This window comes from Chromobacterium piscinae, from assembly GCF_021129175.1.
GTDB lineage: Bacteria > Pseudomonadota > Gammaproteobacteria > Burkholderiales > Chromobacteriaceae > Chromobacterium > Chromobacterium piscinae.
On the sequence record NZ_JAJOHV010000042.1, the window covers coordinates 22454 to 38049 of the forward strand.

The window sequence follows — 15596 nt, forward strand, 5'->3', positions numbered from 1 at the left end:
CGGCTGCGCTGCGCGCATAGGAATCCCCGCCATGCTGAAATTCCTCGACCACCTCGAGGAGTGGATGATTGCCTGTCTGATGGGTGCCGCCACCCTGATCACTTTCGTAGCCGTGCTGCACCGCTACGGCTCCGGCATTCCCGCTCTTCAACCCTACCTCGCCCACATCAACCTGTCCTGGGCGCAGGAGCTCACCGTCTATCTCTTCGTCTGGATGGCCAAATTCGGCGCCGCCTACGGCGTGCGCACCGGCATCCACGTCGGCGTCGACGTGCTGATCAACCGGCTGCCCGACAAGACCCGCGCAAAGTTCATCGTGTTCGGCCTGTTGGCCGGCGCGCTGTTCACCGGCGCCGTCGCCGTGATGGGCGGCGATTTCGTCTGGGACATCGCCCATACCGACCAGACCTCGCCCGACCTGGAAGCGCCGATGTGGCTGGTTTACCTGGCCATCCCGGCCGGCTCCACGCTGATGTGCTTCCGTTTCCTGCAAGTGGCGTGGAACTTCGTCAAAACCGGCGCGCTGCCCAAGCATGACCACGGCCACGTCGACGGCATCGAAGGCGACGACACGCTGGACAACCTTCACCCGCACGACATGCATCACGGAGACCGTCCATGAGCGCCCTGATCATCTTCGGCCTGCTGCTGGCGCTGATGCTGACCGGCATGCCGATCTCCATCTCGCTGGGCCTCACCGTCCTCACCTTCCTGTTCACCATGACCGAGGTCCCGATCACCTCCGTCGCGCTCAAGCTGTTCACCGGCATCGAGAAGTTCGAGATCATGGCGATCCCCTTCTTCATCCTGGCCGGCAACTTCCTGATGCACGGCGGCGTGGCGCGGCGGATGATACGCTTCGCCACCACCCTGGTCGGCCACTGGTACGGCGGCCTCGGCCTGGCCGGCGTGGTGTCCTGCGCGCTGTTCGCGGCGATCACCGGCTCCTCGGTCGCCACCGTCGTCGCGGTGGGCTCCATCATCCTGCCGGCCATGTTGAAACAGGGCTATCCGGCCCGCTTCGGCGCCGGCGTGATCACCACTTCCGGCGCGCTGGGCATCCTGTTTCCGCCGTCGATCAACCTGGTGATGTACAGCATCGCCACCGCTGGCATGAGCGTCACCGGTCCGGATGGCAATTCGGTCTCCACCGCCTCGGTCGGCCAGCTGTTCATTGCCGGCGTGCTGCCCGGCCTGTGCCTGTCCTTTCTATTGGGCATGACTACCTGGTTCCGCGCCAAGAAGTTCGATTATCCGCGCCTGCCCAAGGCCAGCTGGGGCGAGCGCTGGAGCGCGTTCCGCGACTGCGTGTGGGGCCTGCTGCTGATCGTGCTGGTGATAGGCGGCATCTACAGCGGCGTGTTCACCCCCACCGAGGCGGCGGCGATGGCCGCGGTGTACGCCTTCGTGATCGCGGTGTTCGTCTACAAGGACATGGGACTGAAGGACGTGCCCAAGGTGCTGATCAACGCCGCGTCGATGAGCGCGATGCTGCTCTACATCATCACCAACGCGGTGCTGTTCTCCTTCCTGATGGCGTCCGAGCAGATCCCGCAGACCATGGCCGCCTGGATGGCCAGCCAGGGCTTCGGCATCGTCGCCTTCCTGCTGCTGACCAACATCCTGCTGCTGGCGGCCGGCAACTTCATGGATCCGTCGGCCATCGTGCTGATCATGGCGCCCATCCTGTACCCGGTGGCGGTGAAGCTGGGCGTCAACCCGATCCACTTCGGCATCCTGATCGCAGTGAATATGGAAGTGGGCATGTGCCATCCGCCGGTGGGATTGAACCTTTACGTCGCGTCGGGGATCACCAAGATGGGGATCACCGAGCTGACGGTGGCGGTGTGGCCATGGCTGCTGACCATGCTGGGTTTCCTGCTGGCCGTCACCTTCATTCCGGAAATCTCGCTGTGGCTGCCGCGAATGCTCGGCATGATGAATTGAGTTTTCCGCGCCAGACGGCATGCCGCCGCGATGGGCTTTGCCCGTCGCGGCTTTTGTCCGACACGGCATAGCCCGGGCCTGGCATAAGCCTTATAATGCGAGGCTGATTCTCCCTTACCAACATAAAAGAACATCTCTCAATCAGGAGCCTGCGAATGGACGAGCAATTGCGCCAAAGCGCACTGGAGTTTCACCAGTTCCCGACACCGGGCAAGATTCAAGTTGCCCCGACCAAGCCGCTGACCACCCAGCGCGATCTGGCACTGGCCTACTCCCCCGGCGTGGCCGCCCCGTGCGACGCCATCGTCGAAGACCCGCTCAACGCCTACAAGTACACCGCTCGCGGCAACCTGGTCGCCGTGATCTCCAACGGCACCGCAGTGCTGGGCCTGGGCAACATCGGCGCGCTGGCCAGTAAGCCGGTGATGGAAGGCAAGGGCGTATTGTTCAAAAAATTCGCCGGCATCGACGTGTTCGACATCGAAGTCAACGAACTGGATCCTGACAAGCTGGTGGACATCATCTGCTCGCTGGAGCCGACCTTCGGCGGCATCAACCTGGAAGACATCAAGGCGCCGGAGTGCTTCTACATCGAGAAGAAGTGCCGCGAGCGCATGGGCATCCCGGTCTTCCACGACGACCAGCACGGCACCGCCATCGTGGCCGCCGCCGCGGTGCTGAACGGCCTGCGCCTGGTGAAGAAGGAAATCGGCGAAGTGCGCGTGGTGGCCTCCGGCGCCGGCGCCGCCGCCATCGCCTGCCTCGACCTGTTGGTAGCCCTGGGCGTGAAGCGCGAAAACATCACCATCTGCGACTCCAAGGGCGTGGTCTTCATCGGCCGCGACGAGAAGCTGGACGAGTCCAAGCTGCGTTACGCCATCAAGGACAACGGCTGGCGCAAGCTGGCCGACGCAATGGCCGGCTCCGACATCTTCATGGGCCTGTCCGGCCCGCGCTTGGTGTCGCAAGACATGGTCAAGTCCATGGCCCGCGATCCGCTGATCCTGGCGATGGCCAACCCGGAACCGGAAATCCTACCGCCGCTGGTCAAGGAAGTGCGCCCGGACGCCATCATCGGCACCGGCCGCTCGGACTTCCCGAACCAGGTCAACAACGTGCTGTGCTTCCCCTTCATCTTCCGCGGCGCGCTGGACGTGGGCGCCACCACCATCAATGAAGAGATGAAGCTGGCCACCGTGCGCGCGATCGCCGACCTGGCGATGGCCGAACAAAACGACGTGGTGGCCACCGCCTACGGCGACCAGGAATTGTCCTTCGGTCCGGAATACGTGATTCCCAAGCCGTTCGACCCGCGCCTGATCGTCAAGATCGCCCCGGCCGTGGCCAAGGCCGCGATGGATTCCGGCGTCGCCACCCGCCCGATCGAGGACTTCGACGCCTACGCCGACCAGCTGGCCCAGTTCGTGTACAAGACCAACTTGTTCATGAAGCCGGTGTTCGCCCAGGCCAAGAAGGATCCGAAGCGCGTGGTGATGACCGAGGGCGAGGACGAGCGCGTGCTGCACGCCACCCAGGAAATCGTCACCCAGGGCCTGGCCAAGCCGATCCTGGTGGGCCGCCCCAGCGTGATCGAGAAGCGCATCGAAAAACTGGGCCTGAAGCTGCGCCCGGGCGTCGATTTCGAACTGGTCAACAACGAATCCGATCCGCGCTTCAACACCTACTGGCAAGACTACTACCAGCTGATGAAGCGCAAGGGCGTGTCGCAGGAGCAGGCTCGCCGCCGCGTGATCGGCAACACCACGCTGATCGGCGCGATGATGGTGCGCCGCGGCGACGCCGACGCGCTGATCTGCGGCACCTACGGCCCGTACCGCCAGCACTTCGACATCCTGGAGAACGTGCTCGGCTACGCCAATGAAGACAAGGTGGCCAGCGCGATGAACGCGCTGATCCTGCCGACCGGCAACATCTTCATCACCGACACCTACGTCAACGCCGAGCCGAACGCCGAGCAACTGGCCGCCATCACCAAGATGGCGTCCGAGTCCATCCAGCGCTTCGGCATCCAGCCGAAAGCCGCGCTGCTGTCCAACTCCAGCTTCGGCGCGCTGAACACCGCGTCGGCGCAGAAGATGCGCGCCGCCTTCGACCTGATCCGCGAAGCTCAGCCGGAGCTGGAAATCGACGGCGAAATGCAGGGCGACGCCGCGCTGGTGGAAAGCATCCGCCAACAGGCGATGCCGGATTCCACGCTGAAGGGTTCGGCCAACCTGTTGATCATGCCGAACGTGGAAGCCGCCAACATCAGCTACAACCTGCTGCGCGTGTCGGCATCCGACGGCGTGACCATCGGCCCGATCCTGATGGGCATGGCCAAGCCGGCTCACATCCTGACCCCGATCTCGTCGGTGCGCCGCATCGTCAACATGGTGGCGCTGGCCTCGGTCGACGCCCAGGTTGCCGTACAACAGGGCTGATCCGGCGCGCTCCGCGTCTTATACTGAACGGGCAAGCATCGCTTGCCCGTTTTTCATTGCAGGAAAATGTCGATGAGCCAAGAAAACCACAACGACCCGTTCGCCCTGTTCCGCCAGTTCTGGCAACAAGCCACGCCGCCCGGCATGCAGGCCTTCCTACCGCCGATGTCGGAAGAGGAGATCGACCGCAAGCTGGCCGAGCTGAAAGTGGTGGAAGGCTGGCTGACCATGAACATGGGCGTGCTGGCGATGCAGATCAAGACGCTGGAAATGCAGAAAGCCGCCTTGCACTCGATGCGGCCGAAAGACCCGCCCATTGGCTGAGCCCCCGGCTCCGCTGCGCTGGGCGCCGCTTTTGGCGCTGTGCCTGCTGTGGCTGCTGCCGGGCCTGGTCGGCCACGAACCCTGGAAACCCGACGAAGCCTACACCTTCGGCCTGGTGCGCCATATCGCCGCCAGCGGCGACTGGGTAGTTCCCGAACTCGCCGGCGAACCTTTCATGGAAAAGCCGCCGCTGTTCTTCATCAGCGCCGCCTGGACCATGCGTCTGTTCGAGGGCTGGCTGGGCGCGCCCGACGCCGCCCGACTGGCCGCCGGCTTCTGGAACCTGATCGCCTGGCTGGGGCTTGCCGCCGCCGCGCGAGGCCTGTTCGGCCCCGGGCATGGCCGCTGGGCGCTGGTGCTGCTGATCGGCACCGTCGGCCTGCCGCTGCGCGCCCATCAACTGATCACCGACACCGCGCTGCTGGCCGGCTTCTGCTGCGGATTGGCGGGATTGAGCCTGGCGTTGATCCGCCCGCTCTCCGCCGGGCTGATGTTGGGCGCCGGCGCCGCCATCGCCTTCCTCAGCAAGGGCCTGCTAGGCCCGGGCTGTCTGGCCGCCGCCGCGCTGGCGCTGCTCGCGCATCCCGACTACCGCCGGCCCGCCTATCTGAAAACCCTCGCCATCGCGCTGGCCGCCGCGCTGCCGCTGCCGCTGTGGTGGATGGCCAGCCTGTACCAACGCAGCCCCGAGCTGTTTCATCTCTGGCTGGACGCAAATAATTTCGGCCGCTTCCGCGGCACCGTCAACCTGGGGCCGCGCGCCGCGCGCGGCTTCTACGGACTGACCCTGCCCTGGTACGCGCTGCCGACCTGGCCTCTGGCGCTGTTCGCGCTATGGCGCGCCGCGCGCGCGCGACAGGACTGGCCCGCCATCCTGCCGCCGCTGGCGGTGGCCGGCTGCACGCTGGCGGTGCTGGCCTCGGCGGCAGACGCCCGCGAACTGTACGCGCTGCCGCTGTTGCCGCCGCTGGCGCTGCTGGCCATGGCGGGGCTGCGCGGCCTAGGCCGCCCCCCGCGCTGGCTCAACATCGTGCTGGCGCTGCTGCTGTGTGCGCTGACCGCCTATATGCTGCTCTGTGCCGCCGCGCTGAGCTTCCCCCTGGACATCCATCCCGCGCGGGAATGGCTGGGCAGACGCTTCCATGGCTGGACGCCGCAGTTCCAGCCCGGGCGCTGGCTGTTGTTCGCCGCCGCGGCGGCGCTGCTCGCCTGGTGCTGGCGGCAACCGCTGGCCAACAGCTATCGCCTGATCTGGCGCTGGAGCGTGGGCCTGACCCTGCTCTGGTGCGGCATGGCTACGCTATGGCTGCCGGCGCTGGACCACGGCATGCGCTACCGCGAAGCCTTCGCCGCGCTGAAACCCGGACCGGCGGCCCTGATCCGGCCCGGCGACTGCGTCGCCAGCCTGGGCCTGGGCGAGCCGCAGCGCGCCTTGCTGGAATACTACGCGGGCCTGCGCACCCAGCGCCTGGAAATCGAGGGCGGCGCCGGCAGCTGCCGCTGGCTGCTGCTGCAGACGCTGCACGACCAAGTGCCGCCGCCCTACGACAAATTGTATCCCGCCTACGTTTTCCAGCGGCCGGGCGACCGCAAGGAACGCTTCCGCTTGTACTCTCTCAAGTAAATTGGCATTTTTCATCATGACAGCGCTATCCTGCGTCACATTCCGTCACACTGTCCCACATAACTATTAACAAATTCTTGTGCAAATTTATCTTATCCTGACATTCCCAAGGATGAGGTATTGCATGACTGTCACAAACTCCGTGGATTTGTTCTGGTCGCTGGCGACGGGTGAGTTCTCCCGGCGCGACGGTTTCGATCAAGGCAAGAACCGCTTCAAATTCGTCTTCCGCGGCATGCTGACGCTGCCGTGGACGCTGCGCTGGCTGGATACCTTCCGCCAGTCGCAGACGCTATTGACCTATCTGCGCCGCAATCCACGGCTGGCCAGCAAGCTCCACCGCCCCTACCTGTACCGCTCGCTGGGATGCCGCGGCAAGCTGGAGGCGCTATGCGCGCACTACCAGCTGCTGGAGCAGCGCTTCTCCGCCGACATCCGCGCCCAATTGCTGTCCAGCGCGCCGCTGCGTCTGGCCGATATCGCCGGCAAGAACGACTGCCGCCTGCTGCTGCTGCTCACGCATCAGCACAACTTCGACAAGGAAGGGGAAATGTCGCTGCAGGTTTGCGACGCGGAGCAAGTGCCGCTGGCCACGCTGACCTTCACGCTGACCCGCCGCGGCGACAAGATGGCGATGGTGATCGGCGGCCTGCAAGGCCCGCGCAAACCCTATGGCGCGGAACAGGTGCAGCAGGCGACCAAGGCCGCCCACGGCCTGTTCCCGAAACGGCTGGCGATGGAAGCGCTGACCGCGCTGGCGCGCAAGATCGGCGCGGACGAGATTCTAGCCGTCGGCAACAGGGAGCACATCTACAGCTCCTGGCGCTATCGCCGGCATTTCTTCGCCGACTACGACAGCTTCTGGCAAACCATGGAAGCCGAGGCCGCAGACGACAAGCAGCGCTTCTACCGCATCCCGCTGACGCTGCCGCGCAAGGCGATGACCGACATCGCCAGCAAGAAGCGTTCGGAATACCAGCGCCGCTACAACCTGCTGGACGATCTCTCCGCCCAGGCCCTGGCCGCCGTTTGAAATCCGGTCAGGCAGGGCGCTCCAGCGTGAACGCCTCCTCGGCCAGGCTGTAGCGGTTGCCGCCCAGCTTGCCCACCGCCTGCAAGGCCTGCTCGTCTATCGCGCCGTCGCGCCATAGGCCGTCGGCGACATGGATGTATTTCACCTCGGCCAGCACCAGGTTGCCGGCGCCGCTGCCGTGGCCGAAGGTCAGGCACTGGTGCAACGCGCACTCCAGCCTCACCGGCGCCTCGGCCACGCCCGGCGGCTTGACCGTCACGCTGCCCATCTTGGCCACGCCGGCCAGCTCGAACTCGTCGATGTCGGCCGGATAGGCGCCGCAACTGGCGTTCATCGCCGCCGCCAGCGGCTGGCTGACGATGTTGACCACCAGCTCGCCAGTCAGGCGGATATTGGCCAGCGTGTCCTTGTCCCGCTCCGGCGCCTGCTTCAGGATGCTGATGCCCAAGAGCGGCGGATTGACGCTCATCACGTTGAAGAAGGAAAACGGCGCCAGATTGCACACGCCTTTCAAATCCTGAGTGCTGACCCAGGCGATGGGACGCGGCAACACGCATCCCACCAGCAGCTGATACAGATTCGTCCGTTCCAATTGCTGCACATTGAACTCCATCTCGTTCTTTCACCTGCGCCAGACTTCGAATGCCAACATTCTAATGTGCATGGCCGCCGCCGCACCAGCCGCTTTTTGTCGGCGATTCAACTGGTTTGCCACAGCGCCAGCCGTTAAAATGCCGGGATGAACGCACCCCGCTTTGTCCATCTTCGCCTCCACTCGGAGTTTTCCATCACCGACGGCATCGTCCGCCTCGACGACGCGGTCAAACGCGCCGTCAAGGATCAGATGCCCGCGCTCGGCGCGTCCGACCTGATGAATCTGTTCGGCATGGTCAAGTTCTACAAGAGCTGCCGCAACAAGGGCATTAAGCCCATCGTGTCGGCCGACATCTGGCTGGAGAACGAGGAAGACCGGGACAAGCCTTACCGTTTGCTGCTGACGGCGAAGAACCGCGAGGGCTACCGCCGGCTGTGCGAACTGCTGACCGAGGCGTTCAGCCACAATCAGTACCGCGGCCGCGCCGAGATCAAGCGCGAATGGCTAGAGTCCGGCGACAACAGCAACCTGCTGTGCCTGTCCGGCGCCCACCTGGGCGACGTCGGCATCGCCTTGTCCATGGGCCAACGCGACGAAGCGCGGCGTCGCGCGGAATACTGGGAAAAGCTGTTCCCGGGCGCGTTTTATCTGGAAATCCAGCGCGTGGACAGCGCCCAGGTGGAAAACGTTGTGCAGGCCACGCTGTGGCTGGCCGGCGAGCTGGAGCTGCCGGTGGTCGCCACCCACCCGATCCAGTTCATGGAGAAGGAAGACTTCAAGGCGCACGAGGCGCGAGTGTGCATCGCCGAAGGCTACACCCTGGGCGACAAACGCCGGCCGCGCAGCTTCAACGAGTGCCAGTACTTCCTCAGCGCCGAAGAAATGGAAGCCCGCTTCGCCGATATCCCGGAGGCGCTGGCCAACACGGTCGAAATCGCCAAGCGCTGCAATATCTCGGTGGTGCTGGGCAAAAACTACCTGCCGCTGTTCCCGACGCCGGACGGCATGTCGCTGGACGACTTCCTGGTCCACGAAGCCCAGCGCGGCCTGGAAGACCGGCTGAAGCAGCTGTACCCGGACGAGGCGGAACGCCTGGAAAAGCGCCCGGAATACGATGCCCGGCTGAAGTTCGAGTGCGACACCATCATCCAGATGGGCTTCCCTGGCTACTTCCTGATCGTGGCGGACTTTATCCAGTGGGGCAAAGCCAACGGCTGCCCGGTGGGTCCGGGCCGGGGTTCCGGCGCCGGCTCGCTGGTGGCCTACAGCCTGTCCATTACCGACCTCGACCCGCTGAAGTACGCGCTGCTGTTCGAGCGCTTCCTGAACCCGGAACGGGTATCCATGCCCGACTTCGACGTGGACTTCTGCCAGGAAAACCGCTGGCGGGTGATCGAATACACCCGCCGCAAGTACGGCGAGGAGGCGGTGAGCCAGATCGCCACCTTCGGCACCATGTCGTCCAAGTCGGTGATCCGCGACGTCGGCCGCGTGCTGGACCTGCCTTTCGGCCTGTGCGACCGCCTGTCCAAGCTGATCCCGCTGGAGGCCAACAAACCGCTGAGCCTGACCAAGGCGATGGAGGTGGAGCCGCAGATCGGCGAAATCATCGAGAGCGAGGGCGCGGGCGAGCTGATCGAACTGGCGATGACGCTGGAAGACCTGACCCGCGGCATCGGCATGCACGCCGGCGGCGTCTTGATCGCGCCGGGCAAGCTGACCGACTTCTGCCCGCTGTACATCGCCAGCGGCGACGGCGCCTCGCCCGTCTCCCAGTTCGACAAGGACGACGTCGAGCAGATCGGCCTGGTGAAGTTCGACTTCCTGGGCCTGCGCAACCTGACCATCATCGAACTGGCGCAGAAGTACATCAAGGACACCACCGGCGAGGACGTGGACGTCGCCCACCTGCCGCTGGACGACAAGGCCGCATACAAGGTGTTCGCCACCGCCAACACCACCGCCGTGTTCCAGTTCGAGTCCACCGGCATGAAGAAGATGCTGGTGGAGGCCAAGCCCAGCAAGTTCGAGGAAATTATCGCCTTCGTGGCCTTGTACCGCCCGGGCCCGATGGACCTGATCCCGGACTTCATCCAGCGCATGCACGGTGCCAAGTTCGAGTACCTGCACCCGCTGTTGGAGCCGGTGCTGGCGCCGACCTACGGCATCATGGTGTACCAGGAGCAGGTGATGCAGTCGGCCCAGGTGATCGGCGGCTACTCTCTCGGCGGCGCCGACTTGCTGCGCCGCGCGATGGGCAAGAAGAAGGTCGAGGAAATGGTGGCGCAGCGCGCCATGTTCGTGGAAGGCGCCGACAAGCAGGCCATTCCGGAATCCAAGGCCAACGAAATCTTCGACTACATGGAGAAGTTCGCGGGCTACGGCTTCAACAAGTCGCACGCCGCCGCCTACGCGCTGGTGGCCTACCACACCGCCTGGCTGAAGGCCCACCACTGCGCGGCCTACATGGCGGCGACGATGTCCACCGAATTGGACAACACCGACCAGCTGAAGGTGTTCTACGACGACTGCCAGGACAGCAAGAACGGCATCGATTTCCTGCCGCCGGACGTCAACCACGGCTTCTACCGCTTCGTGCCGGTCAACCGCAAGCAAATCCGCTACGCGCTGGGCGCGATCAAGGGCACCGGCGAATCGGCGGTCAACCACATCGTCGAGGCGCGCGAAGCCGGTGGACCGTTCACCGACCTGTTCGATTTCTGCAAACGAACCGACAAGAAGCTGGTCAACAAGCGCGTGATCGAGGCGCTGATCCGCGCCGGCGCCTTCGACGCCATCGAACCCAACCGCGCGCTGTTGTTCGCCAACGTCGGCCTGGCGATGGAAGCCGCCGAGCAGGAGCACGCCAACGCCAACCAGGGCGGCTTGTTCGACATGTTCGGCGACGACGTCGCGCCGGCGGTGGAGATGGTGGCCACCCGGCCGTGGAGCGACGCGGTCAAGCTGGCCGAGGAAAAGCTGGCGATCGGCTTCTACCTGTCCGACCACCCGTTCTCCTCTTACGAGAAAGAAGTGCGCGGCTTCATCAAGACCACGCTGTCCCGCCTCAGCCCGCGCAAGGAGCCGCAGCTGTTGGCCGGCTTCGTCACCGGCATCCGGGTCAAGGTGGGCAACCGCGGCAAGATGGCCTTCGTCCAGCTGGACGACGGCACCGCCAAGCTGGAAGTCAGCCTGTTCGCCGAGAGCTTCGAGCTGAACCGCGACAAGCTGAAGGAGGACGTGGTGCTGGTGGTGGAAGGCAAGGTCAGCGAGGACAGCTTCTCCGGCGGCCTGCGCATCGTCGTCGACAAGCTGCACAGCCTGGGCGAGGCGCGCAGCCGCTACGCCCGCGGCCTGGCGCTGCAGTTGCCGGCCAAGCCCGACATCGCCCGCCTGAAGGCGGAACTGCATCCGTTCAAGAGCCAGGACGCCGGCAGCCTGGTGCGGCTGGCCTACAACAACGGCAAGGCCAAGGGCGAACTGATGCTGCCGCAGGAATGGGGCGTGCGCCTGGACGACGGCCTGCTGATGGCGCTGACCGAGTGGCTGGGAGAAGGCAAAGTCAGAGTGCTGTGGTAAGGCCCCGGCGCCAAGCCGCCTCTTCCCGCGCCGCCGTTCGCTCGAACGGCGGCGTTTTTCATTCCGACGCGCCGCCTTGCCAGCGGCCGCTCCCTGTCCCTATCATGCCGATGAGCGCCTGAAACGCGGGCGGCGCCACTGGCCCGCCTCGGCTGAAAACCCAAGCCTGGCGGACATTGGCGCGCCACTGTCGCCTATCTGTCGCCCCGCTGTCGTTGTCTCTTGCCCTAAGCGCCGCCACACTGCGTCCAGTGATCGAACGGAGGTTTTATGCTGATACAGAAACTGAGGCTGCAACGCGGCTGGTCGCAACAACAACTGGCTGATCTGAGCGGTCTGAGCGTGCGCACCGTCCAACGCATCGAGCGCGGCCAGGGCGCCAGCGTCGAGTCGCTGAGGTCGCTGGCCTCCGTGTTCGAGATCGATTTCTCGGAACTGAACCAGGAGCCCGCCATGACCGACTTGACCGCCCCCGATACCGCCGCCGCGCCCGTTGCCTCGCGCGAACTGGAAGAAATGCTGGCGCTGCAACACGTGAACCGCCTCAAGCGCTTTTACCGCCACCTGGCGCAATACGCGCTGGTGATGGCGCTGCTGGCCGCCGTCAATCTGCTGACCTCGCCGCACCGACTATGGGTGGTCTGGCCGGCGCTGGGCTGGGGCATAGGCCTGCTGCTGCAGGCGGTCAACACTTTCGAGCTGCTGCCCATCCTGGGCCCGGACTGGGAGAAGCGGCAGGTGGAGAAACGGCTGGGCCGCAAACTGTCATCCTGACAAGCGGACGCCTGAGCGGCGCCCGCCAGGCCTGGGCACCGCTCAGCCGGTGACGCTGGCGGCACCGGTTTCCACGTGGCCGACCAGGCGGCGCAGGAAGTTGGCGTCGTTGGTGCAACTGACGGTGAAGTCGTACCAGCCATAAACGCCGGACAGATTCCAGCTCAGTATCTGGCTGCCGCCGTTCGCCACGCTGACCTGCTGCGGCGCGGAGCCGCCGTAGCCGTTGCCGCTGATCTGGAAGGTCACCGGCGATTTGCCCCCGTTGCTCAGCTGCAGCGTCAGCTGCGGCACGCCCGCCACCACCGATGCCGCGCCCACCGCCTCCAGCACGCCGGCCGCGCTGCGGAGATTGCCGACGAAGCGGCGCAGGAAGCCGTTGGGGCCATACATCGTCAGGTCGTAGAACCCGCCGCCGTAAGTCTGGGCGTGGAAATAGTCCTTGATCTCGCCGCCGGCCGGCACGTCGTACTGCCACGGGCCGTCGCTGCGGTACTGGTTGGCGTAGATCGAATAATGGACGGCCTGGCTGCCGCTGTTCTGCATGTGCGTCCAGAAGATGCCGCCGGCGACGTCGGTGCTGCCGTAGCCGTTGCACTGGTAAGGCAGCGCCCGCGCCGGGCGGCGGCCGCCCTCCGCCAGCGGCATCTGGCCCGGCACCGGCGCGGTCGGCGCCGGCCAGTTCTTGCTCTGCTGCGCCTGGGTCAGCAGCGCGGCGGTATCGGGGAAGGCCGGCACGCTGGGGTTGCGGTTGGAGAAATCCAGCGCGCTGGAAAGATCGCCGCAGATCTGCCGGCGCCAGGCCGAGATGTTCGGCTCCTGCACCCCGGTCCAGGTTTCCAGGAAGCGGATCACCGAGGTGTGGTCGAACACTTGCGAACAGACATGGCCACCTCGGCTCCACGGCGACAGCACCAGCATCGGCACCCGCGGCCCCAGACCGATGGGCTTGCCGCCGATGAACTCGGCGGCGGTGCCCGCCGGCGGCACCGGCGGCGGCATGTGGTCGAACAGGCCGTCGTTCTCGTCGTAATTGAGCAGCAGCACGGTGGACGCCCACACGTCCGGATTGGCGGTCAGCGCCTGCAGCACGCGGTCCAGCAGGTAGGCGCCGGCGGCCGGCGGCGCGCTCGGGTGTTCGGAATACGCTTCCGGCGCGACGATCCATGATACCTGCGGCAGCGTGCCGTTGACCGCGTCGTTGCGGATGGCGGCCACCAGATCCTGCACCGAGTTGCCGCTGACCTTGGGCACCGAGCTCATGCCGCGGTCGCACAGCGGATTGCCCGGCTTGGCGCTGCGGTACTGGTTGAACCAGGCCAGCGCGTTGTCGTCGTAGTTGTCGCCCAGCACCTGGTACACCTTCCAGCTGACGCCGGCCGCCTGCAGCCGCTCCGGATAGGTGGTCCAGCTGTAGCCCTTCTCGCTATTGTCTATCACCGGCCCGCCGTTCTTGCCGGCCGGGTCCACCATGCCGCTCCACAGGTAGAGGCGGTTGGGATTGGTCGGCCCCTGCACCGAGCAGAAATAGTGGTCGCACAAGGTGAAGGCGTCGGCCAGCGCGTAGTGGTAGGGAATGTCTGCGCGGGTGAAGTAACCCATGGTCAGGCTGCTCTTGGCCGCGATCCAGCCATCGTACTTGCCCTGGTTCCAGGCGGCGTGGGTGCCGGTCCAGGAGTGGTCCAGATCGGTCAGGTACTGGGCGTTGGTGCGGCTGGTGTCCAGCCGGAACGGGTACTCGCCGTTGGACAGATTGGGCTGGCGGAACACGCTGCTGCCGTTGCGCAGCTGCAGCGCGCTGCGGTCGCCGAAGCCGCGCGCGCCGCCCAGCGCGCCGAAATAATGGTCGAAGGACCGGTTTTCCTGCATGAACACCACCACATGCTTGACCGCCGACAGGCTGCGCCCGGCCGGACGTATCGCCATCGCGGCGGCCAGCCCCGGCGGCAGCGCGCCGGCGGCCATGCCTGCGGCCGACAACTTGATAAACTCACGACGTGACATCTCGCTCATGACAACGCTCCGTAAATTTTCAGGATTCATGACCCTGGCAAGCCAGGCCAAGCGCGCAGTGTGCTCATCCAATGTGATGGCTTGATTAAAGGACAGCCGGCGGCGATCGGCGAGGCGCCGCTGGCAGACGGGACAGCGGAAGGCCCCGCCCTCTCCGCTCCCCTTTCCCATTGGACGCGCATCGATTAACCTTGCCCGCTCGCCACACCCAAGCAGGATGCCCGCCCATGCAGCTACGCCAGGCCCGACTGTCCGATCTTCCCGCCGTGTTCGCCATCGAGCAGGCAGTGTTCGGCAGCCACGTCTACCCCGACTTCTTTTTTCGCCAGGCGCTGGACCTGTGGCCGGACTGGTTCTGGCTGGCCGAAGACGAGACCGGCGCGCCGGCCGGCTACGCGCTGGGCGCGCCGTCCCAGCGGCCGGACGAGCTGTGGCTGCTGTCGCTGGCGCTGCTGCCGTCCTGCCGCGGCCGCGGCGCCGGCAAGGCCTTGATGCAGGCGGCGCTGCAGGCGATGCAGCCGCGCGCGCGCAGCATCCGCCTGACCGTGGACCCGGCCAATCCGGCGGCGGCGCTGTACCGTAAGCTGGGTTTCGCCGAGATCGGCGCGGAGGCCGACTACTTCGGCCCCGGCGAGGCCCGCTTGCTGCTGGAGTGGCAACCCGGCTGACATGCGCTACACTGGCGCTTTTGCCCGATTGAAGCGCCGATGAAGTCCGCATTGCTCCAGCGCCTGCTGGCCGCCCTCACCCTGGCCGCCTGCCTCGGCTATTTCCTGGTCCTGGCGCTGCGCCCGGACTGGCTGTCCGGCTGCGTCGCCGGCCTGCCGCTGTCCATCCTGCTGGCGCTGGCGGTGATCCTGCTGCTGTGCCTGGTATCCACGCTGTACAGCCGCGTGGGCGACGGGGAGGACGCATGAGCGCGTCCCAGCTTCTGTTCCTGGCGCTGACGCTGCTGACCCTGGGCCTGACCGCCGCCGCCCGCCGCCGCACCGCCTCCCTCAATGACTTCTACACCGCCGGCGGCCGCCTGCCCGCCTGGCAGAACGGCTTGGCGCTGGCCGGCGACTACCTGTCCGCCGCCGCCTTTCTCGGCGCCGCCGGCATGTATCTGGGCCAGGGCTACGACTCGCTGGCCTACGCGGTGGGCACGCTGGCCGGCTGGCCGCTGCTGTTGCTGCTGCTGGCCGGACCGCTGCGCAAGCGCGGCCGCTACACCGTGGCCGGCGTGCTCAGCCAGCGCTTCGACCACGCCGGCGTGCGCCTGGT

Annotated in this window: 13 protein-coding genes; 11 read left to right on the forward strand and 2 right to left on the reverse strand. The window is 65.8% G+C overall.

Annotated features, from left to right (window positions below; all coding sequences use genetic code 11):
- Positions 1-31: 31 nt before the first annotated feature.
- The 6 genes from LQR33_RS12665 (at position 32) to LQR33_RS12690 (ending at position 7369) form a co-directional block, all read left to right on the forward strand.
- Positions 32-622 (forward strand): TRAP transporter small permease, encoded by a 591-nt coding sequence (locus LQR33_RS12665; protein ID WP_166439307.1) that lies wholly within the window; start codon positions 32-34, stop codon positions 620-622.
- On the forward strand, positions 619-1947 hold the full coding sequence (locus LQR33_RS12670; RefSeq protein WP_231469219.1) for a TRAP transporter large permease: 1329 nt from the start codon (positions 619-621) through the stop codon (positions 1945-1947). Before LQR33_RS12665 ends, LQR33_RS12670 begins: the two co-directional genes overlap by 4 nt.
- A gap of 155 nt (positions 1948-2102) precedes the next feature.
- Positions 2103-4388, forward strand: coding sequence for an NADP-dependent malic enzyme (locus LQR33_RS12675; protein ID WP_021475036.1), 2286 nt, complete (start codon positions 2103-2105; stop codon positions 4386-4388).
- Between the two features lie 72 nt (positions 4389-4460).
- On the forward strand, positions 4461-4712 hold the full coding sequence (locus LQR33_RS12680) for a PhaM family polyhydroxyalkanoate granule multifunctional regulatory protein (protein WP_021475037.1): 252 nt from the start codon (positions 4461-4463) through the stop codon (positions 4710-4712).
- On the forward strand, positions 4705-6336 hold the full coding sequence (locus LQR33_RS12685) for an ArnT family glycosyltransferase (protein ID WP_231177048.1): 1632 nt from the start codon (positions 4705-4707) through the stop codon (positions 6334-6336). The genes LQR33_RS12680 and LQR33_RS12685 overlap by 8 nt, the downstream gene beginning before the upstream one ends.
- 124 nt (positions 6337-6460) lie before the next feature.
- Positions 6461-7369, forward strand: a complete 909-nt coding sequence (locus LQR33_RS12690; RefSeq protein ID WP_221663848.1) for a VirK/YbjX family protein — start codon at positions 6461-6463, stop codon at positions 7367-7369.
- Between the two features lie 7 nt (positions 7370-7376).
- Here LQR33_RS12690 and LQR33_RS12695 read toward each other — a convergent pair whose 3' ends face one another.
- Entirely contained in the window at positions 7377-7970 is a 594-nt protein-coding gene (locus tag LQR33_RS12695) for a flavin reductase family protein (protein ID WP_200862085.1), read from the reverse strand.
- A 138-nt stretch (positions 7971-8108) separates the two neighbouring features.
- On the opposite strand from LQR33_RS12695, the gene dnaE reads away from it, so the two are divergent.
- Together dnaE and LQR33_RS12705 are read left to right on the forward strand one after the other, a co-directional pair.
- Complete coding sequence (dnaE, locus tag LQR33_RS12700; protein WP_221663849.1) at positions 8109-11543, forward strand: DNA polymerase III subunit alpha; 3435 nt, start codon at positions 8109-8111, stop codon at positions 11541-11543.
- 270 nt (positions 11544-11813) lie between these two features.
- Positions 11814-12317 (forward strand): 2TM domain-containing protein, encoded by a 504-nt coding sequence (locus LQR33_RS12705; protein ID WP_231469221.1) that lies wholly within the window; start codon positions 11814-11816, stop codon positions 12315-12317.
- A 42-nt stretch (positions 12318-12359) separates the two neighbouring features.
- Here the strand turns inward: LQR33_RS12705 and LQR33_RS12710 are convergent, their stop codons facing one another.
- Positions 12360-14330: a phosphocholine-specific phospholipase C gene (locus LQR33_RS12710; protein ID WP_221667558.1), complete on the reverse strand. Its 1971-nt coding sequence runs from the start codon at positions 14328-14330 to the stop codon at positions 12360-12362.
- A gap of 227 nt (positions 14331-14557) precedes the next feature.
- Here LQR33_RS12710 and LQR33_RS12715 point away from each other — a divergent pair, with 227 nt between their 5' ends.
- From LQR33_RS12715 to LQR33_RS12725, 3 genes are all read left to right on the forward strand, one after another.
- Positions 14558-14998: a GNAT family N-acetyltransferase gene (locus LQR33_RS12715; protein ID WP_231469223.1), complete on the forward strand. Its 441-nt coding sequence runs from the start codon at positions 14558-14560 to the stop codon at positions 14996-14998.
- Positions 14999-15037: 39 nt separating this feature from the next.
- Positions 15038-15247 carry a DUF485 domain-containing protein gene (locus LQR33_RS12720; RefSeq protein WP_021477974.1) on the forward strand — a complete coding sequence of 70 codons (210 nt, stop codon included), beginning with the start codon at positions 15038-15040 and terminating at the stop codon, positions 15245-15247.
- Positions 15244-15596, forward strand: a 353-nt coding sequence (locus LQR33_RS12725) for a sodium:solute symporter family transporter (protein WP_414626565.1), incomplete at its 3' end; no start/stop codon positions are given. The genes LQR33_RS12720 and LQR33_RS12725, both read left to right, overlap by 4 nt.

Coding starts and splice junctions, on each gene's coding strand:
- LQR33_RS12720 (WP_021477974.1), top strand. CDS start 15,038: ATGAAGTCCGCATTGCTCCAGCGCCTGCTGGCCGCCCTCACCCTGGCC.
- LQR33_RS12715 (WP_231469223.1), top strand. CDS start 14,558: ATGCAGCTACGCCAGGCCCGACTGTCCGATCTTCCCGCCGTGTTCGCC.
- LQR33_RS12705 (WP_231469221.1), top strand. CDS start 11,814: ATGCTGATACAGAAACTGAGGCTGCAACGCGGCTGGTCGCAACAACAA.
- dnaE (WP_221663849.1), top strand. CDS start 8,109: ATGAACGCACCCCGCTTTGTCCATCTTCGCCTCCACTCGGAGTTTTCC.
- LQR33_RS12665 (WP_166439307.1), top strand. CDS start 32: ATGCTGAAATTCCTCGACCACCTCGAGGAGTGGATGATTGCCTGTCTG.
- LQR33_RS12670 (WP_231469219.1), top strand. CDS start 619: ATGAGCGCCCTGATCATCTTCGGCCTGCTGCTGGCGCTGATGCTGACC.
- LQR33_RS12675 (WP_021475036.1), top strand. CDS start 2,103: ATGGACGAGCAATTGCGCCAAAGCGCACTGGAGTTTCACCAGTTCCCG.
- LQR33_RS12710 (WP_221667558.1), bottom strand. CDS start 14,330: ATGAGCGAGATGTCACGTCGTGAGTTTATCAAGTTGTCGGCCGCAGGC.
- LQR33_RS12690 (WP_221663848.1), top strand. CDS start 6,461: ATGACTGTCACAAACTCCGTGGATTTGTTCTGGTCGCTGGCGACGGGT.
- LQR33_RS12680 (WP_021475037.1), top strand. CDS start 4,461: ATGAGCCAAGAAAACCACAACGACCCGTTCGCCCTGTTCCGCCAGTTC.